This is a genomic window from Flavobacterium sp. ov086 (genome assembly GCF_900187965.1).
Taxonomy (GTDB): Bacteria; Bacteroidota; Bacteroidia; order Flavobacteriales; family Flavobacteriaceae; genus Flavobacterium.
In genome coordinates this window covers 39707-59697 of sequence record NZ_FZNL01000003.1, presented here as the reverse complement: position 1 = coordinate 59697, position 19991 = coordinate 39707, and the positions used below count along the sequence as shown (strand labels likewise).

The following is a 19991-nucleotide window of genomic DNA, read 5'->3' as shown; positions in this document are numbered from 1 at the left end:
AATTAATAAGAACCATCAACTTCAATATATCCAGCTTTTTTACTGATGTAAAGCAACTCTAATGTTTTGGCATCAAAATAAGCAAAACAATACATTCCTTCAAAAAATGAAATAATTTTGCCATATTCATCATACTCTAAATTAGTACTTTTTGTTTTAAAAGATACTACATAAACTTCCTTTGTCTTTCCGTCTCTTAATTCTCTTAATTCTTTGTCCCAACAATTGAAGCCTATTTGTTCGTCGTATGAAATAATGTTGATCTTATTAATCCAATTTTTTAGATTTTCAATTGCTTGTTCTTTTGTATTTGGAAGGTTTTTAGAAATAAAATCTTTGAATGCTTCCATAAAATTAATAAATTCATTAAAAGTCCAGTTAAAATCTTCTTCTTCCTGAGCGGTTCTCCAATCAAAAAAACAGACACACTCTTTGTCAATAGAAATAGTTAATTCAGTTCCTGGAACAACATAGTCATAAATATCATTTCCGGTTAAACTCTTAGATTTGTCAATAATCATTTGAACTTCTTCTACAGTCCAACCTTGCCATGCAATTTGAAACAACGATTTATGCTTTTTATCCAGAGAATCGTAATCTACTCCATATGCATAAATAATTTCGTCTTCAGGAAGAGTGCTATAACTAAAATCTATTTTACTAAATTTAATTTTTTCCATCTGATAAATATTCAATCTTAATTTTTTTATCAATACATTCTTTGTTTTGAGAATTAGAATATGCAAAAATCAATAAAAAAAGAAATACGTTTTTTTTCATAGGGATCTGTTTTTTAGAATAATCTGTAGATCAAATTATTTAAACTCATTGTAAAAATCATCTATTAAAACTTCTTTAGTATTGTTAAAGAAAGTTTCGGCACTATTATTTTTTTCTGTAAAAATCAGATTGTCTAAAGTATTAAATAAGTAAATATGATTTTCTCTTTGTCTTGCATAATAGACTTGTTCATCCCAAATTTCATAACATCTTTTAGCGTAATTCTTTCGCTCCAGCTTTCGGATATAATTTGCATAATCATTGGCTATTTCAAAAGCTTTTTTAGCAGAAATTGAATCCTTAAAAATATATTCAGTTAAGGCGATATTATTTTGGGTTTTATTTTCTGTTAGATAATAAGTTTTGCTTTTTATTAGATCCTTATAAAAAGATGGCTTACAAGTGTGAAGATTTGCAAGAAAAAAATCGCTATCCTGGGATCTTATTAGTTTTATTTTTTTGCTAATTTCTAATGTATTAAAAACTTGATTAAAATTAAAATCATCTGAAAAACTTACATTAATACCAGAAGTAGTGATAAAAAACACAATGAATAGAAGAAAAGCTGAGGTCAGATTTTTTTTCATTATTTAAGATTGATAAATTCCTTCTAAGAACATTACATATCGCATTGGTTGTATTTCTCCAAAAGAAAACAGAAATTTTTTATCCTCTTTAATACAAAAATACATATTGAGATTATCCACTGATTTATATTTTGGAATAAAAGAATCTACTTTACTAAGATTTAGATCTGATAAAATTTGGTTTAACTCTGATTCATTTATATAGTTCAATAAATCTTCTAAGGAATTATCGATAAAGTCAGTAATCTTAAATTTAAATTTTTCATTTGCATAGGCAATCTCGAATATTTGATTGATTATATCACTTTCAAATCCATCAAATAAATTTTCTCTTTTATTATTGCTCATTCGTAAAATGGATACAAATATATTATTGCTTAACTTTCTTTACTTTAAATTCAATTTTAGAAGGACAATATCTAAATCCTAAATAATAATATTCTTTACTAACACTTTTAATATAAATAGTTTTATATGAATCATTATATTTTGTACATTCTTGTTTATCCATTAGATCAGATGGTATCGTTATTAATGTTTTTGCTTTGGAATTTACATCATAAATAAAAAATTTGTAATCATCATCTTCATCTGCGTATAAGATTAACTCATTTTTTAAATCAAAATCCATTCCAATACCTGTAAAAACTTCCTCTCCTGTTTCTTTATCATACAACCAAAAATAAGAATTATGAGTACCGAAGCTTGCATGTAAAACAAAATATTTTTTAAAATCATTACCTTGATATATTGGAATATAAGGTGAGTCAAATGTATCTGTTAATAAGTAAGTGTTATCCTTTTTTTCTTTAACTATTCTAAAATTAATTACTTTTTTCCCTTTATCTAAAGCAGGAAAAATTATCAATTTGTAATTGTTTTTTAAATGGAATGTATCTGCTACAATAGTGTCTCCTGTGTGTTCATCGATAAAAGCAGTATCAACAGAGACTTGTTTTTCGCTTTTTTTCTTATTAGTAATTTTATTTGGATCAGTTTTACAACTGATAAAGCAAATGAGTAAAATGATTAAAATTTTATTTTTCATTTTTTATAAATTATGATTCATATAATATTTCCATAAATATCCTTTATTATTTGGATGCTCATAGTAAAATTTCCAAAAAATGTGACCTCCATAAACCACAGTAGCTTTGTGTAAAATTCTTCCAGAGTTATTATTAGTGCCTAAAGTTTCATAATAATCTATGTTTTTTTTGCCCTCTAATCCAATCTGAAAATTCCAATTATTATTTTGAGATGGAAAAAAGTCAAAAATGTAAGGTTCATTAGTTTTTTTTGTTGTTTTTTCTTCTTCAAATGGTATAGTTGCTAAAGCTTCTGCTTTCGTTTTATCTTTGTCGTGAGCTGGTGAATCTGGTCTATGTAAAAGAAGTCTTTGAGTTCCTTTACTGTCAGGTTTGAACTTAGAATTCTCTATAAATTTGACCCACAATTTTTTGGTAATAGAAATTCCTCCCTCTTTTGTTGCTTTGTTATGAGTAATACCTGTATCTGCAAAGTCAATACCATCCCACAATACTGCTCCTTCTGAGTAATCTTTTTTTCCTTGTAGGACATGTATTAATCCTTTTCGGGCATTTTTATAAATATTATCATTTACTGTATCTTTTAATGATTTTTTTGATGTTGCGGTTGAATAACCTGTAGAAAGCAGTTTTTTTGCAAATTTACCTTGTTCTTCAATAGTCAACTTATCTCCTTTTTCAAACTTAACGGCATTAAATGTTGCTTGAGTGGTTGCAGCAGCACTCTCAAAAGTACTAGAATCTTCTGCATTTATTACTCCGGCAATGTAGCAAAAATTTTCATGTGTTATATCTAATTTAATTGCATTTAAGAACATGTTTTTTTCTTTTCCTTTTCCGTCGCAGACATATACATCGTTAACACTTCCTTTATTCTTCTTGATATTTACTTTCCCTTCAAAAGTTCCATCTTTATTATAAAAATGACCATTTACATTTATAGCAGGATCAACAAATATTTCCTCTACAGAATCAACAAGATTGCTTGTAGAAGATTTAAAGGTATTAAATTTGTAATTATTCTGATCATTTAGATCTTGAAAATTATTCTCTAATAAGGTTTCTCTAGATAAACTAGTGTTATGTTTTTCATCAAGTGTTATGGGCTCAAAACGTTGATTAATCTCATTTAGTTCAATATACTGATTCATCTCAACACTATTTTTATCATCTTCAATTTGTTGACGCCAAATACTCAGCATAATTTGCCTAAACCTGGCCATTTCAGATGCGCTGGTATCTTTTAGTTCTATATCGTGGTTTTTAACAATCATTATTATGGAGTTTTAAGGAGAACAGAAAATGTTTTTTAGATTACCTCTATTTTTACAGGTTTAGGTTGAATATGATCTGAGAATGCTGTGGTAATATTGAGACGCAAATCATCCTCTTGTTCAATTTTGCCATCGCCGCCCAAATAACAATTTCTGAATAATACTTCAAGAGCTTTGAATTCGTCCATTTTGGAAGCTTGCAATACGGCTGATCTGATGCTCATGTCCGGTTTTTTGAAATAAGCAAATAGGGGAGTTTCATCATCATCTGCAATGGTAAGTTTAACAACTTTTTTGTGTTTGTATTTCCATTGGTTTAATTGCGCTTGAGTAATGTTTCCGTCCAGAACATCTGCAGTTTTAGAGATTGTGTTTTCCATTTTGAAAGTCTTTGTTTGGTTTTATGATTGGGTAATTGATGTCAGATTTAGTGGTGTCTTTTATCTGTATTAAAATGCAATAACACTTTATAATACTTTGCGACACAGGTATAAATGCCATTCAGCTTATATTAAACTGATTGACGTTTTTCTATTATTATAGAAATTGAATTATTTATGTAAGCAGATTTTAAAAAAAAGAGGCTGCTGAGTTATTTCTGTTGAAGTTGAATACCCTCAAAGCAGCCTCCTGAAGTAAATTCCCTGCTTAAAACGGACTAATAAAGAGCGTGTAGAATAGTTTGCTTGCAAAAATCATGTTGCTTCTGAACTTCTTTTTTGTGTAACGCGTTTGATATTGGTTTTCTCTTTTTAGTTGGTTTTAGAGACAGGGAAGGGGATTATGATTTTAGGAATTTATCGGCTGATTAATTCCACTCAACGTGAGAACAGATCAAGTCAAAAGAAACTGCAATTTTAGTATCTCCCTGGCTAATTCCTCTGCTGTTTGAGTTAAACTCACAGTTTCTTACCGTGTGAGTAATCACTTCATTACTATCGTCAAGGTAACTTACGATGATGCTAAAAGGATTAATATCTTGTAATCTTTGTCCTTTTGGCAAAGCAGCCAAAATAGCTTCTACTTCGTAGTTATATAAAGTGATTGAAGCTTTTGCCTCATATTTTCCTCTACCTCTGTGAACTGGCATATCTCCAGCTCCGTAATGGTTTTCTTTAGATACTGAGTCACTATAGTTTACAGCTGTAATACCCGTAACGATGTTACCTGCAATACTTACTTCAATTGATGACCAGCTGTGTTGTTGTCCGTTAATTAATGGTAATTTATTCATATGTAGCTTTATTTGTTTTTTAATAATCCCGATAACGCTCAGGAGCTATAACCTTATTCCTGTTGTGTTTGCAACAATTGAATGATGGCGATAACGTTGGTGAATTTTTTGTTTTTTGTGAAGTATAAATTATGCTTTGTCGATTCCAAAAGGATTTTTGAATCCAAGATCAACCATAATTTTACGAGCAGTTCCAACTGGCGTGATTTCTGCTTTTACTTTTAATTCAGAAGTTGCTAAAATGTTTTGTTTTGGATCTACATAAACATCAAAAGCAGAAACTTCCTGATTTGCAATCATTCCTTCTAAAGCTGATCTGCATAAACCTTCAAAGCTTTTAGAAACAGATTGTGGCAATTTTCCATCAATATCTACTAAAACTGGAGAAGCCAATTTTGGTAATAAAGCAGTACGCAATAAACGAGTTGCTTTGTTAATAGTACGGTTGTTCTCAACATAAGCAAAGTCAGATGTTCCTGTAGTACAAGTAGCGCTATCGTTGAAATAAACTCCTGGTAAACCAGTGTGGGTTCTTGCAAAAATGTATCTTTTGTCGTTTAGATCTCCTAAGGTTCCAAGAGCTTTTACTTCTTCTCCACCTACGAAACCTGCTTTTGCGAAACCTTCACCAGTAAGATTGAATTTTTCGATCCAGGCGATGTTTTCAGATACTTTTGCTTTAGAAATTGCGCCTAATGCTAATCCAACTGCTGCAGAGTTTGGGTATTTTTCTGCTTTTTCAACATCCATAGCCACAACTACAGATACATTTTCTGCAGTTAATTCAGCTAAAGAAGTAGCTTCTTCAATACTAAAACCTTTTCCTTCCAGGATAACTTCAAACGGCATGTAATCTGCATAAGCAAGTTGAGTTTCTGTTTTTGCTTTTAAAACTGCGGCTTGTGTTTGTGCAAATGTTGTAGCTCCGGAGTAGATAATTGCCATTTGACGAATGTTTCCATTTGCTTTTTCCTGCATATCTTTTGCTTTCCCTGTAATTACTTCATAAGAAGTTGCTGCTGTTTTCATAATGTATAAATCACCAGAAGGATTCATTCTGAAAAATTGCTGAATTTGGTAGTAAGCAGATTGTCCTTCTACATCATTTAATTCTGTAACGCCATACGCTTCGGCATCTTCTAATGAAGCTAAAAGAACTACCTTGTCATTGTCAAGTTCATCAGTTGAAGCTCCACTAAAAAGTAATCCTGAAACCATGTCTTGTTCTGGTGTTCTTCTTCCTAATCCGCCAGATAGTTTGTTAATCACTACATCGTTTAATTTACTCATAATATAAAATGTTTAATTGTTTAAAAATTTGTTTTTGGGTTTTTGCTCAAAAATGGGCAAAAGAGGGGCTGTAACAAGTTGTTAAACTTGTTATTATTGGTGTTTTATTATTTAAAATGATATTCGTAATCCAGAATCCAAAAAAGCAGAATTTCTATTTTTGGACGATTTGTAAAAACTGATCTTTTAATTGGATTTTCCTCTTGGCCAAGAGATAAATTTGCTTTTGATATCGAGTACAAATTTAAGACTCAATGTTGCTTTTTCCAATTTTTTTGATTGTCAAAACCAGTAGTTTCAGTGCTTTAAGCTCTAGCCTCTGTAGCGAGACCTTCATTTATAATAGTATAAATAGTGCGCTCTGTCAGGAACAAAGTATCCGAAAGTTCAGATACTACAACTTTCATTTGTTTAGCTTGATTTCTATTAAGATAGTTAATAACATAATCTCTCCTTTTGTCTAATAGTGTTCTGCTTCTTTTCATTTGTGGTATTTAATGGTGGGGATTAATTTTACTTAGCTTTTAGTTTTTGGTTGCTGCTTTAATTTGAGTTTTAATTCATAGACATTATTATTATTATTATTATTTAAATGAATGACTTTTTTGATTAGCGAGTTGTATTTATATCGATATCTCCCTGAACCTGATTTGGGTTTATCCCGATTATTCCCGAAGTTAAATCGTATCCTAAATCTTCTAATTCTTCATTGCTTAAACCGTTATTAAAAAGGATGTATTTCTTTTTTAATATATTTTCGATCAGGGTTGTTTTATAAGTGATCTCCCAAATAAAAAAATCATTTTTGTTCCAGTACGTATGTTCGTTTGTACATTGTTTTTCTCTAATTTTAAAAGTCGAATGAGTGTCTATAGCAGTGTTACTATTACTATTAGACAATACAGCTTTGTCTATTCGCTGTGCAATATCGAATGCATTTGCATAACTTGTAGATGAAATAGTTTCAACCGGCAATACGATATACACACAAAAGGATACATCTGCTTTGTAATTTTTTTCAGAAGATGTTTCCCAGTTTACAACATCGTATTTAAACATTACTACTGGTGTTTCAATAGAAGTTTTAAAAATAGCGTCACTGTAAAGTTGAACTGTTGGCGCATTAGAAATGAACTCCGTTTCGATTGCGTTCTTTTTTTCGGTATAAAAGTCTTTTAGAATCATATGATGGATTTATTTTTTACAAATATACAACATATGTTTTAAATTACACAACATATTACACTAAAAAATGCAGTTATTTCAGTAATATGATTTAATTATTTCTTTCTTATCCTCTAGTAATACAATAAGAAAGAGGTTACAAATAGCTTGTAAATCAGCTATTTTAAAGAAAAAATATAAAAGAATGCAATTATTCAAGATATATTATTTAGCTTTGCAACATATAGTGGAATGTTTTGGATAATATAAAACATATTACATAATAAGATAAAGATAACTACAACATGGAAATACATACTAAGATAAAACGTATTATAGACGAGATGAAGTTAAACAATAACTCATTTGCGAAGTTAATAGGCGTAACCAGTACTACGATAGACAGTATCACGATTGGAAGATTGCAAGCTGACGGAGATAGAAAAAGGACCAAACCTGGTTTTGATTTACTGCAAAGTATAATTACACATTGTAATGTAAATCCGGATTACTTTTTTGGAGACAGCGATGAAATTTTCACCAATAAAACAACTGCTGAAGTTGGTTTAAATCTGCCAAAGATTATCACGGTAAATGAAGATGGAGAGGAAAATATTAATTTTGTTGGAGTAAAAGCCCGTGCAGGTTATTTAGACGGTTATTCGGATCCGGAATACATGGAAACGCTTCCTTCTTTTAGTATGCCAATGCTAAAAAACGGAACTTACAGATGTTTTGAAATTAAAGGAAATTCGATGTCGACAACCATACATGACGGAGATTATCTTTTTGGGAAATATGTCGATAATTTTGATGATATTCTTGACGGAAGAATCTATGTTATTATCAGTAAGAATGATGGAGTAGTGGTAAAAAGGGTCTTAAACCGAATTAGAGAAAGCGGAAAATTAATCCTGAAATCTGATAACAGAGACGGAAATTATCCAATGTATTCTATTTATGCCGAGGATATTCTGGAAGTTTGGTACGCAAGTATGTATGCTTCTAAACAAATGCCGGATCCTATTAATATTTACGAAAAGATTCATGATCTCGAAAGTAAATTCTATGAAATGGAAGAGACTTTAAGAAAGAAGCTAAACTAGATAAAACAAAAAAACTGCAACGTTATGTTGCAGTTTTTTATTTATCATACATTTTTAGTTTATTGTGTTTTGATACTTCTTGTGTGATTAAAAGAAGAAAATTAGTTTTCTTTATACTCATCACGCAATACGCCTGGTTCGTCTTCTAATATTTCATCGCCACTTGGTTCTTCCAGACTTACACCTAACATTTCCATTATCATTTTTTCTTTTGCGGCAGAAAGATCTAAGCCTTCTAATTCTTTATTGCTAAAACTCGTTCTTCGAAATATTTGACTCGGAAAAGCGATGTAATCTTTGCTTTTTCCATTTTTTACAAAAACCAAAATAATTTTAGGATAGGTATCTTTAATACCATTACGGCCTGTTATTGTGTATCTGGTAGTGATAAATTTATTATATATTACTTCGTAATAGTTAAAAAGAATATCTGAAATTTTATTCATTTGCTCCTCAGTGACCAAAGTCTTTGAGTCATGAAATTTTGATTTAATATAATTTCGTGGTTCCTTATCATCATGGTATTTTGGTGTCACAATATATACAGAATCATATTTAGAAAAGGGAAACATTTTTTTTCTTTCTACTAACGGGATTTTGAACAATGGCATTAGAGTGTCTTTTTCGTGGCTTATTTCTAGAGGAGATGGAGGCCAACTCGGAAGTTTAGAAAGATAATATAAATGTTTGTGGTAAAAATCACATTGCTCTTCGCAATATATGTTTCTAAGCTCGGTAAGTTTTTTTATTTGAGCATTGCAAACAAAAGTAAATAAGATCGTTAATGTAAATAAGATTGTTTCCTTTTTCATAGATAGTTTATTTTATTTAAGTTCAGGGTATACGGCTTGGGTATCTAACTTCCATTTTTTATATTTTGCCAACCCCCAATTTTTAATATAGAACTTTTCATAGTTTTTTGAAAAATATAATTGAGCATAATATTCTTTATCACTTTGTTTTTTTGTTAATTCACTTTTTCTGTCTAGCAAAGTGTATATTTTCTTGCCCATACTATGAAGCCAAAGATCTTTTTTTGTAATAACTATTTCTTTTAGTTTGGTGTCATAATACTGCCAGCCATTTTGATTCTTCCATGCCGATGTTATGTAACAATTTAAAATGGAACGATAATCATTAAAAGATAAATCATAATCTTTATATTTATAATCAGTTCCATCATCTATAAGAGAAAAGTTAGTATTCCCAAATATCTTAATGTTTTTATCTGTAAAATCTCCAAGTTCGGTTAAAAAACTAGGATCTTCAGCTTCTTTGCACGCAACAGAAAGAAAAGCTCCTTCATCTAATAAATTGCTTATTAATAATTTTAAACCTAAGCAGGTTTTTATTTTTTGTTCATTAGGTGCGTTTTGGGTATACAAACTCTTTGCTTTTTCAACTACTTTAGCTACATATGTATTGTCAACCTCTGTTGGAGTATCTAATTTAGCAATTACTTGTTTTATTTCACGAATTTTGTTTGCAAACAAAATGGCCCAGCTGTTTTTGCCTTTTGAGGTATCGGAAAATATATTTCCGTGATGAACAAGGCAGATGTTTTTATATTCATATTCTGCATTTAATTTATTTATTGCTTCAATATCAGCTATACTCTCGAGCTTAACACATTTCCAAATATCATTATAAGTTCTATTAAATTGTGTTATACCTCCCAATTCCAAAACAATCAAAAGATTTATCTTTTTCTTATCTACAATTAACGTTTTATCTTGAAAACTAGTATCGCCATTAACTTCTTTTATTCTAAATATTCTTTCCATTGTAGTAACTAGTTTTCATTTTCAATTGGGATTTCTTCTTTTAAAATAGCAAAACCATCTGCATTTACTTCTCCACTAAATTTTACAAGTTTATTATTTGCTTTAATGTTTTTGCCGTTTGCTTCATCGATCACAATGACTATGGTTTCTCCTTCTTTATAATTTTTTGTTTCAACAACCAGACTTACTTTGTCACCAATATATGCTAAATCTATCTCATTTTTCAAATCATTGTTTTTCCAATTAACACTTACAATTTCTTTTTTTAAAGGTGTTACTACGGGTGGAGTATAATTATCAAATATAACAATTTTAGATCCGGTTTGCAGTGAATCTGTAATCTTAATCTTTCCTCCAACAGTACATATTAATTCTGAACTTTCTAAAGAGGCTTTTTTATTTCCCACATAAACATTAGCCGCAGGATTTTCCCATTTAGTTTCTATAACAGGAGTGCATGGATCATTTTTTTTTAATTTACAGTTTCCAAAAAAAGGACTTTTAAAAGTTATATCATCTTCAGTTGCCATTAATTTTTCCTGAACAAAAATTGTGTTTTGAGAGCTGACATCCAAAGCACCCTCTTTAGTACCTTGGTTGCAGGCGCATAATGCGCCTTTACATACATATTTGGTAGCCATAATTTAATTGATTTTTACATTATCTCCGCTAATAATAGTATCTCCTGTGGCATTAATATTGATTTTTTCAGTCGATTTAATATTTATATTTTTTGCTTCGATGTTAATATCTCCTTCACTTTTTAAAGTAATGGCTGTTTTTCCTTTCAGTTCGATTAAATTCTGATCATCTTTTTTTAATCGAATACTGTCACTTTCTCCATTTAGTTCAAATGATAGTTTTTTAAGCTCATCTTCTTCAAACAAGTATGCCGCTATTTTGCTTCTTTCAATAGCTAAAGAAGCTTGCTTTTTATCGTCTTCGTTTTTTAATAAAATAGTGTAATTCTCAGGAGTTGCAACCATCGAATTCAACTCCTTGCCTGTGTTGTTCTTAAATTTGAAAGAAACATTATCTTTAGAAGCACTCAAGACTAAGGATTCTTTTACTTCTTTATTTTCAATAGAATTAAAAGTTGTGGTTAAGCCATCAGATGAAAAATGTGTAATTGCCAATGGTTTTTCATCATTATCAAAGTAACTAATTGTAAAATGTTGTTCCTTATCAAACTCTATTTTAGCGACATCGGTAATTTTAGTTTCATCAGTTTCAGTTTCGGTATCTGTGTTTATATAGCGAATATGTAGTTTATTGCCGTCAGCGCTATAATCCAGAAAAAAATTAGAGTCAAATTTAGATTGTATTCTTCCCATTATTCTGTCGACTTCAGAAAACTGCGAAACAAAAGCTCTCGTTTCTACTCCGTCAATAATTGTGGCCAAAACCCAACTGTCTTTTTTAGGAATAGTAATAATTCCTTGTTCTACATCAAGGATTGAAGCTTTCAATCGTACGTTTTTAAGTATGGCGCCATCAGCGCGCATAATATTTACCGTATAAGCATCATTTGTATTATGAGGTGATTCTGTTTCCTTATTTATTTCGATGACTTTTGCCGCAAAAGTTTCGATCATTTGATTTTTATTGGCGACATCTTTTATTAGATCTGTTATATTTCCCATTTTTGTTTTTTTAAATTGCTTCTACTCTTCGTCCTATAAAAATCCTTTGTCTGTAACCGTTTTCGCCAAAGCTTCGTTCTACTTTTTCGACCTGAAAAGTTCCATTTTTTTCTTTATCCTTTGCGTTTTCAAGAATCACTTTGTCTGTAGGTCGCACAAAAGGTTCACCAAAAGTCAGGAAAGAACCTTCGAATCCGCTTGGTTTAGATTCCATTGCTCTCAAAGCGGCATATTGATACAACTCTGAAGCTATTTGCGTAGTTACTTTTTTGAAAGCGGTTGGATCATTTGGCAAATCGTCAGTATCATTATGCAAAATATGGGTTTTTGTTAATTGCCCGTTTGGATCGCCCAATTCAATGTAAATTGGAGTGTTTGAGTTCTTAAAGTATTTCTCAACTCGAGTACGCGTGTTTTTTGTAGATTCGTTAACGACAACTAATTTGTCTTCGATAATATTATAACGAAATCTAAAACGTGCTTTTCCAGGGAAACTTGAGGAAATTGATTTTCCGGCTTTATCCAATTGAGAACTTAAAATACTAAGTCCCTGATTGATTAACTTTTTGACAAGTGTTCCAGCCAACGGACTTTTGATGAAATTTCGAGTGATAAATCCGCCCAATTCAGCAAAAGTATGCTGTTGCGGATTATTGGTAATGGTAAGAACGGGACCGGTTAGTTCGGTTTTAAAATAAGTATAGATTCCTTTGTCTTTTAGCATTTCAAAAACTTGTGCCAGACTTTGGTTTCTGTTAACCAGTATATTACCCAATTCTTCGTCAAGTGCATTTACTTTAAAAGGGAGTTTTAGTTCTTTGATTCTTTTTTCGAAAAAAGTTTTAGGATTAAAATTTTCAACATTTGTGGTTGGGTTTGTTGCGACAAGATTTAGAACATCATTTTTGTTTTGAACGTCGTCATCTTTTACGGCTTTTACTTTTTTGAAAGCATACATTGTGTCTTCACAAGTTATTGTAGCAGTTGTTATATCTGATTGAACTCCTGTGATATAACCTCTGAAAGCGGGTTTGTAATCGCCATCATATCCTAAGAATATTTCGATATAATTTTCCAGTTTAAAAAAGTCGTGAATTGTTTTTTCTTCACCGCTCGCATTTGCAAACAAGCTTTGATCGAATCCTTTAGTATCCGTATATACTTTTTTTGGCATTACAAGAGTTGCTGTATCAGTCAGTGATTTGTATGAACTGTTTATGTCGACATTTTTGACATAAGTAAATTCATAATATTTGGGAGTTGGAATAAGTCTTATCGTTTCGTAGACTTTAATTCTCGCATTTAGTTTAAACATTGTCTCTGATTATTAGTTCTACAGTTTCGTCTGAAGTGGCGCTGGCAGTAAATTTTTGAATATTTTTTGTCCCTGAAATAGAAGGAATTGAGTACGAATCTATCACAAGTTCATAAATACCAAATCGGTTCAAAATTGCGTGTGTTACTCTTAAAGAATATGGCGCATTTAAGAATTGTTTCAATAAAAAAAGTTTTTCTTTTGGATATTCATCTCCGGTTTCACTTGCAATTAATCCTTCGATAGAAATGCTAAAATCGCCATTTGTAATGTGTTCTTTTATGGTAGAATCTCTTCCTTCGATGCTTTCTTTTTTGATGACTTTTGAACGATTTAGATTTACAGTAACGGCATCGATTCGTAAACTTGGCAAATTAAGATCGCTTTTTACAAGAGGTTCAAAAACCAGGGGAGCAAAAACTCTCAGGTTAAATTCGCCTCCGGTTTTGTCGATAATAAAATCTTTTGATTCAGATTCGTTATAATTAATACCAGTATATTCAGGATCTTTGGTATCTAGAATTTCGTTTACATTAAAATTGAATTTCATAATGATTTATTTTTTGTTTTTAATTTGAAAATGTTTGTGCAAAAGCGGTCATAAGTGTGTTTTCCATTCTTTTCTCATTGTGTTTTTGTAACCAGAGAGCTTCTTCCAGAAGTTTGTAAAACTCATCCATAGAAAGCTGATAAGGATCGACCTGAAAAGCTTGTCTAATAAGTGCAGCCGATTTTTTGAATTCGTCTTTTTGCGGAGTTGCATCTATCGTAAATTCGCTGTCTTTTTTTATCATAGCAACAATTGAATTTCCTGCCGAAAGCATGAATTCATCATCATAGTTTTCCTGATCAAGAACACATTCTTTAAATAAAAACAAGATCGCTTCGTGCGGATTGTCTTTGTATAGATTTTGATAGTTTAAGAAGATATCGAACGAAGGTTTTTTGCAATAAGCAATTGTCAATTGATCGGCTGAGGTAAGTTTTAATACGGTTCCGTATTTTTCTTTTAGGTTTTGTATTACTGTTTCGTCTGACATTTTTATGGGTTTTAGCGGTTTTGTTTTTTTTGCTCGAAGAATTAAGCTTTGTAATTTTTGAATCTTAAATATTGCTGTCTCTGCTTTCTTTTTTAATGGCTTCGGTCAGACTTTCGCTTTTTTCGGATACACTTAAAGGCGCGATGTTAAAGCTTTCTATAAAAATGCTTGCTTCTGATGCTTGCATTAAGGGATTTTTGAAATTACTCATGTCTGGTGTTTTAGGTGTTTCTCCTAAATCTTTTGGTGTATAATCCATGATTCGCTTATTGTTTTAATTGTTAATATGATGATTAGAATTACGTGTATAGTTGAGGTGTCCACTTTCAGAAATATTTTGAAAGCAGGAGCTTTTTTTGTGCCTTTTCGGCAAACTAATAGTTGGAATTAGAGTATGTAAAAATACGGCAGAAGTGTCTGAAAAACGAAAAATTGGAGTTGTGTTTTCAGTAGTTTCAGTAGAAAATAAATTACAATTAACTAATTGTTATTAAGGTGTTTATTGTTGTTTTTGTGTGATTTTTTGGAGAGGACTTAATCACCGATTTTTTGAATTAGTCAAACTAGGTTTTTCGTGTCAAAAAAATACGCCAGAATCGAGAAAAGGGATTTTACTTTTCAATCGATTTTGGCGTAAGCTTTAGATTAATGTTGCTTTTGATATCTATTTTCTAATGTGAAGCTTAATTTAATTTCACCCATGCAGACCATGTTCCATTGTTGCAATTTCGAACATAAGTATTAGGTATTGTTCCCATCGAAATATAGGTTTGAGTACCATAATCCCCGGCATCATCTGTTTTGCAACTTGTCAACATTCCCCATGATGGAGAAGTATCAGGAGCGAATTCACTTTGATAATTTACCTGGCAAGTATTTACGGAACTTCGTCTGTAACTTGTAAATAATGTGTTTAGATTGGTGATACTTTTATAAGGAACATCTGGAACATTTATTTTTTCTCTTATGCCTCCATGAGTTTCCCATAATGTCCCGTTCCAATCACGTTCGAGTGCTCCATCTTGTGGAGTAGTAGTTAAAATTCCACCTGGAAGTATCAGCGGAGGGCTTGTATAGTTACCGCTCGGTAGTGTTAAAAAATCTCCTTTTAATGCTATTGTTCCGGCTTTATCTGGCATTAGAAAACTTCTCGAAGTAGTTAAATTATCGGTATTTAACTCTGCCTGAATAGCTGCTCTGCCAAATTTTATACCATGTGAGTTTACTTCGGTGCTGAAATTACCATTTGAATTGTGAGTGAGCATTATTCCATCTGGTTGCGTAATTATCATATTGTATGCTAAAGCAGATGGTTGCTTTAAATAGATCGCCCCAGCATCAAATAATGTAGAACCACTAAGCGTTTTATTGCCATTTATGATTTGACTTCCAGATGTTTTTACGTTGTCTAAATTTGTAGCAGCAACAAAAGCTGCAGTAGCTATTTGGTTGCTGCTAGTTCCTAATGATGGTGTTGGAGCCGTTGGAATTCCTGTAAATGTTGGCGAATTAACTGGTGCATAATATGTAGATGATTGTCCGCCAAGATTTGTTGCATTATTTGCTGTTCCTGTGGTATTTTGGTTTAATATTGGAAAATCACTCGCCGTTGCAATTACAGGAACACCAGTTGCATTTGTGTTTTTTAAAATACCAGTTGGTAATTCTGAAAGTAAAGTTCCGTTAATCCCTTTTACCGTTAAAGTTGTTGCTCCCGTAGCATCACCTGTATGGGTTGCATTTGATACTTTTGAATTTAATTGTGCTTGAATACTGGACGTTGCATCATTAAAAGCTTGTTGATTCGCAGTTTGGAATTTTTTTGTTGCTGTTTCCGTGATTTGGTCTGCTGTATAATCTCCTGTTTGAGCTGTAATTGCTCCGTTACGACCAAAAACGGTTGTTACATCACTCGTTGGTGTAAGTAATTCCTGCCAATCTGATACTACTGCTGGATTTCTTCCTTTTAGAATAAAAGATTTATTTAAATCAGATCTTACTGCGATGTCTCCGGTTTCTACAGTTAAAGCCAACATTTCGGTTTCTGAAGCAACAACAAAAGTGTCATTTATAGTTATCGAAGGAATTTGTGAAGAGATTAGTTTTCCGTCAACGCCAAGTCCGGCATATCCGTTTGCTACATTTTTATTGCTTGCATTTTCAGGAGTAAATCCAAGTGAAGCTTGTTTAGCATTCCAGGTTACTTTCTCGGCATCTGTTACAAATCTATTATTTGCATCCTGAGTAATAACACTTGGTGGATGATTTGTTGGATGAACATAATTAAAGAGTGTCGCAAGACGGGTAATTTCGGTATCTGCAAGTAAACTTTTCCCGGTAGATTTATCCACTTTTGTAGTTTGCAATAGTTTTCCCATTTCGGCAGTCAAAGCTTTGGTTGTTCCTCCAGTAGTCAGATCATTTACTAAAATAGAACTTAATGAAGTTTGGATGGTTTCAATCGCATCAACAATTTCCTGGATAGTATTTAAGTTACTATTGTCTGAAGCTAACAATGCCTTTATATTGTTAATTTGGTTTTGCAGAATTACGCCTTGTTCGGCACTTAAAAGAGAGGTAGAACCGCCGGAGATTAAATCATTTACAATATCTAAATATTGACTGGCCAATTTTGTAAAATTGTTTAATGGCGCATATCCGTCAGCGGCACCTTTTAGGATCTTATCTTCTTTAGTTTCAAACAAAGCGATATGTGCCGTTTTATCGACTTTATGAGCTTCAATTTGTGATTTATCTGCTTTAGTATCTAATGTATTTACCAGATTGCTAATGCTGTTTTGAGGTATTACCTCGTCCTTATGCCAAAAGCTTTGCCAGGAAGCCCAAAATTGGTCTTGTGATGGTTTTTTGCCGGTTTTAAACCAACCTAAAATAGTATTGATATTTGTTGCCATATTGTATTGGAATTGATTACGAAATTAAATTGTAGATTTTGAGAACCCCGGATTTTTTAGTAGTGTTTTGTACGGAATGTACGGGAATTTGAGTATGTAAAAATAGGGAAGAGGTGTCTGAAATACAAAAAATAAGTGACTCGTTTTCAGTAGTTTCAGTAGAAAGTAAAACCAATAAATTGTTGTGATTTAATAGATTATTTTTTAGAAGAGACAGCTTTGTTAATAGAGGTGTTTCTTGTGAATTTATAAAGTGAAAAGCCATCATTACGAGATTTTTTAATCCTTTTATGATGGCTTTGTTTTAAATTAAATTGTTGAGAAATTAGATGTTTGTTAGAGAGTTTTTATTAGATTTCTCTTATTTTTTTTTGGTAAAATCTTTTAATACTATTTAGATAGGAATTACCAATTCTAAGAAACAAGGTTAAAAGTTTTCTCTTAGTTTAAGGGTATATTTCTATTTTTATGTATGCATTAATTAAATTAATATCTACATAACTATTTGTGACTGCAGATGATAAAGTCGCCGTTCCAAAAAAGAAAGTGTCTCCGCCTAAGGCTGCCAGTCTTAAAATCTCACTAATGTTTTTTCCATCTACCCAGTATAGAACTTTTTTAAATTGAAAAATTGGACTAGAAAAAGTTCCCACAAATTGCCCTGCATTCGATGTTTTTACAAGGTTTAATGTAGCTCCGGTGTCATTATAAATCACTTTAACAGTGGGTTCATTTGTGCCAATCCGATTAATATTTGCAATAAATGTTTTTACTGGAGGCAGTGAAATCACAACATTACCATTTATATCAGCAGGAATACCATTTACTTTTGAAACAAGCGTGATTGATGGTTCTGTTGTTTCTACCGGTAATTGATAGTCTGTAAGTTTTGATAAATTATCGGATTTAATTATACCGGTACCGCTTTGAGAAATATTGGTTTTTAAAAGCAGACCCTCAGTATCAAGTTTAAAACCTGTTTGATTAGCATAATCACTTCTTGTATATAGCGAACTGATATCACCGCTTCCATAAACGATACCAGTTGTATTGCCTCCATGTGATTTTTCTACTCTAATTCCTCCTGGCATAAGTCGCATTTCATTAAATTGCCATCCAGGGGCATATTGATTTGTAAGGCGCATATAATCATTTTGCCCATAGGTGCTATAGTTATTTCCTTTATTAAGTACTTGTTGTAAATCCTGAGAACCTCCACCATCAATACTTATATCTCCAGAACCTAATATTGATTCACCATTGATTGTTTTAAAATCAGATTCGTCTGTCTTAGAATCAAGTAATTCGTCAATGCCTTCAATATCACCTACAGGAACTTTATCACTTTTATGTCGAAAAGAATCCCAGGTATCCCAAAATTGAGCTTGTGTTGGTTTTAAACCAGTTCTAAACCAGTTTTTAATAGTTTTTAATGTTTGTAAAGCCATATTTTTAGATTGTGTTGTTATTTGTTTTTTTAGTTAGCCTTCACGGATTTAGAAACAAAACACTCAAGATCATCAGAGAATTTATGCTCTCTGATGGCTTTGAATGTTCTAATTCAGAACGGATATGAGAGTTTTATAAATTTGGTCAAACTATTTTAGTTTGCGCCGTCTAAGGAGGTAACTTATTTTATTACTCCGGTTTTATTGCCATCTTTACTAACAATTAGCCCTAAAGCAATACAGATACTCGTTATTTGTCCGCCAACTTCGGCTGTGATATAACCCAGAGCAACTGCCACTGCAACACTTCCTACGATAATTCCTGCAAGTGTTGTTTTCCAATTTTTAATAATGTTTTCCATTTTTTTATAAGTTTAGATAGTTAAATAATTTAATATTGTCCTGTAATGTTAAGTTTTGGAAACCCGAATCCAATACTTGCGTTATTTGAATAAGTGGTTTAATAGAATTTGAAAATTTTATTTGACCAATTCGGATTTTAGGGATCGTTCTTTTGTAATGATCTGCTATGGTTTTTTATTTGGTATTATAAATTCTGCCGAATCGTCAAAGTCACCAATAGTATCTCTTAATTTAATAATAGTACCTGGAGTTAATTCAAGCCATTGTACAGATGTTTTTGGGTAGGAAGAACTAAAATATTCTACTGAAAATTCGAGTTGTCCTGGTCTTTTAGACATAAGTGTAACTCCATTATAGGTACCACAGCTATAAGCCCTTTGCAATACTTCATCATTAACTTCATAAATAATAAAGTCACCGTAGTTTGGATCGTTATAATCGAATGATATAATTCTCCCCACAAGATTGTTTGATTTAGTAAAACTGCTCATCAAACTTGTATCTCCACCGTAATAGGTTGCTTCGCCAAGGAAATTACCTTCACAATATCCTATTACGCTGTCACCGACTTCTAATTCATTACCTGTATTTGGATCAACTTTAAAAATTAGAAACTGTCCGGATGGAATAATTTTATCTCCAAATAATGTATCAATCCCTTCAATATCTTTTGCCGGAATTTTTTCGCTTTTATGTCTGAAGGAATCCCAAGTATCCCAAAATTGAGCTTGTGTAGGTTTTAAACCTGTTCTAAACCAGCTTTTAATAGTTTTTAATGTTTGTATTGCCATTTTTTTTCTTTTTTTAGATTATGTAATTAAGTTTTAATGAATTTTTGTTGTTGTTACCTCTATAATGAGTAGATTTTTGGTTTTTATAGAGTGCGAATGTTTTCTTTGAATGTTTGATTTGGCAAAAAATGAAAACTAGTTCTGTCAGGTATTTTAGGCATTTTGCTGATGCCAATTGCTAATACATTATCCATAATGGTTATTGTTT

Annotated in this window: 22 protein-coding genes; 1 reads left to right on the top strand and 21 read right to left on the bottom strand. The window is 31.6% G+C overall.

Going from position 1 to position 19991, the window contains the following annotated elements:
- Positions 1–2 precede the first annotated feature (2 nt).
- From CHB81_RS27095 to CHB81_RS03865, 9 genes are all read right to left on the bottom strand, one after another.
- Entirely contained in the window at positions 3–680 is a 678-nt protein-coding gene (locus CHB81_RS27095; RefSeq protein WP_254920955.1) for a hypothetical protein, read from the bottom strand.
- 135 nt (positions 681–815) lie between these two features.
- Positions 816–1367 carry a hypothetical protein gene (locus CHB81_RS03900; protein ID WP_089350587.1) on the bottom strand — a complete coding sequence of 184 codons (552 nt, stop codon included), beginning with the start codon at positions 1365–1367 and terminating at the stop codon, positions 816–818.
- Between the two features lie 3 nt (positions 1368–1370).
- Positions 1371–1715: a hypothetical protein gene (locus CHB81_RS03895; protein ID WP_089350586.1), complete on the bottom strand. Its 345-nt coding sequence runs from the start codon at positions 1713–1715 to the stop codon at positions 1371–1373.
- A gap of 22 nt (positions 1716–1737) precedes the next feature.
- On the bottom strand, positions 1738–2415 hold the full coding sequence (locus CHB81_RS03890; protein ID WP_089350585.1) for a hypothetical protein: 678 nt from the start codon (positions 2413–2415) through the stop codon (positions 1738–1740).
- Between the two features lie 3 nt (positions 2416–2418).
- Positions 2419–3690, bottom strand: a complete 1272-nt coding sequence (locus tag CHB81_RS03885) for a hypothetical protein (protein WP_089350584.1) — start codon at positions 3688–3690, stop codon at positions 2419–2421.
- A 35-nt stretch (positions 3691–3725) separates the two neighbouring features.
- Entirely contained in the window at positions 3726–4070 is a 345-nt protein-coding gene (locus CHB81_RS03880; protein WP_089350583.1) for a hypothetical protein, read from the bottom strand.
- A gap of 428 nt (positions 4071–4498) precedes the next feature.
- Positions 4499–4924, bottom strand: coding sequence for a hypothetical protein (locus CHB81_RS03875; RefSeq protein ID WP_035684757.1), 426 nt, complete (start codon positions 4922–4924; stop codon positions 4499–4501).
- Positions 4925–5053: 129 nt separating this feature from the next.
- Complete coding sequence (locus CHB81_RS03870) at positions 5054–6214, bottom strand: DUF2586 domain-containing protein (RefSeq protein ID WP_089350582.1); 1161 nt, start codon at positions 6212–6214, stop codon at positions 5054–5056.
- 609 nt (positions 6215–6823) lie between these two features.
- Positions 6824–7399: a hypothetical protein gene (locus tag CHB81_RS03865; RefSeq protein ID WP_089350581.1), complete on the bottom strand. Its 576-nt coding sequence runs from the start codon at positions 7397–7399 to the stop codon at positions 6824–6826.
- Positions 7400–7683: 284 nt separating this feature from the next.
- On the opposite strand from CHB81_RS03865, the gene CHB81_RS03860 reads away from it, so the two are divergent.
- Positions 7684–8484, top strand: coding sequence for an XRE family transcriptional regulator (locus CHB81_RS03860; protein ID WP_089350580.1), 801 nt, complete (start codon positions 7684–7686; stop codon positions 8482–8484).
- A gap of 101 nt (positions 8485–8585) precedes the next feature.
- On the opposite strand, the gene CHB81_RS03855 is transcribed toward CHB81_RS03860, so the two are convergent.
- The 12 genes from CHB81_RS03855 to CHB81_RS03800 form a co-directional block, all read right to left on the bottom strand.
- Positions 8586–9296 (bottom strand): hypothetical protein, encoded by a 711-nt coding sequence (locus tag CHB81_RS03855; RefSeq protein ID WP_089350579.1) that lies wholly within the window; start codon positions 9294–9296, stop codon positions 8586–8588.
- Between the two features lie 12 nt (positions 9297–9308).
- The gene (locus CHB81_RS03850) at positions 9309–10268 is read right to left on the bottom strand and encodes a hypothetical protein (protein WP_089350578.1); all 960 of its coding nucleotides are present in this window, start codon (positions 10266–10268) and stop codon (positions 9309–9311) included.
- Positions 10269–10276: 8 nt separating this feature from the next.
- On the bottom strand, positions 10277–10909 hold the full coding sequence (locus CHB81_RS03845) for a DUF4280 domain-containing protein (RefSeq protein WP_089350577.1): 633 nt from the start codon (positions 10907–10909) through the stop codon (positions 10277–10279).
- Positions 10910–10912: 3 nt separating this feature from the next.
- Positions 10913–11911 (bottom strand): hypothetical protein, encoded by a 999-nt coding sequence (locus CHB81_RS03840; protein WP_089350576.1) that lies wholly within the window; start codon positions 11909–11911, stop codon positions 10913–10915.
- A 10-nt stretch (positions 11912–11921) separates the two neighbouring features.
- Positions 11922–13226: a hypothetical protein gene (locus tag CHB81_RS03835; protein WP_089350575.1), complete on the bottom strand. Its 1305-nt coding sequence runs from the start codon at positions 13224–13226 to the stop codon at positions 11922–11924.
- Positions 13219–13776, bottom strand: a complete 558-nt coding sequence (locus CHB81_RS03830) for a DUF6046 domain-containing protein (RefSeq protein ID WP_089350574.1) — start codon at positions 13774–13776, stop codon at positions 13219–13221. The genes CHB81_RS03835 and CHB81_RS03830 overlap by 8 nt, the downstream gene beginning before the upstream one ends.
- 19 nt (positions 13777–13795) lie before the next feature.
- A complete protein-coding gene (locus tag CHB81_RS03825) occupies positions 13796–14266 on the bottom strand; it encodes a hypothetical protein (RefSeq protein WP_089350573.1) in 471 nt (156 codons plus the stop codon).
- 64 nt (positions 14267–14330) lie between these two features.
- Positions 14331–14525 carry a hypothetical protein gene (locus tag CHB81_RS03820; protein WP_089350572.1) on the bottom strand — a complete coding sequence of 65 codons (195 nt, stop codon included), beginning with the start codon at positions 14523–14525 and terminating at the stop codon, positions 14331–14333.
- Positions 14526–14949: 424 nt separating this feature from the next.
- Complete coding sequence (locus tag CHB81_RS03815) at positions 14950–17181, bottom strand: pyocin knob domain-containing protein (RefSeq protein WP_089350571.1); 2232 nt, start codon at positions 17179–17181, stop codon at positions 14950–14952.
- A gap of 446 nt (positions 17182–17627) precedes the next feature.
- Entirely contained in the window at positions 17628–18629 is a 1002-nt protein-coding gene (locus CHB81_RS03810) for a hypothetical protein (protein ID WP_089350570.1), read from the bottom strand.
- A 182-nt stretch (positions 18630–18811) separates the two neighbouring features.
- Positions 18812–18991, bottom strand: coding sequence for a hypothetical protein (locus CHB81_RS03805; RefSeq protein WP_089350569.1), 180 nt, complete (start codon positions 18989–18991; stop codon positions 18812–18814).
- A gap of 165 nt (positions 18992–19156) precedes the next feature.
- Positions 19157–19783: a hypothetical protein gene (locus tag CHB81_RS03800; RefSeq protein ID WP_089350568.1), complete on the bottom strand. Its 627-nt coding sequence runs from the start codon at positions 19781–19783 to the stop codon at positions 19157–19159.
- Positions 19784–19991 lie beyond the last annotated feature (208 nt).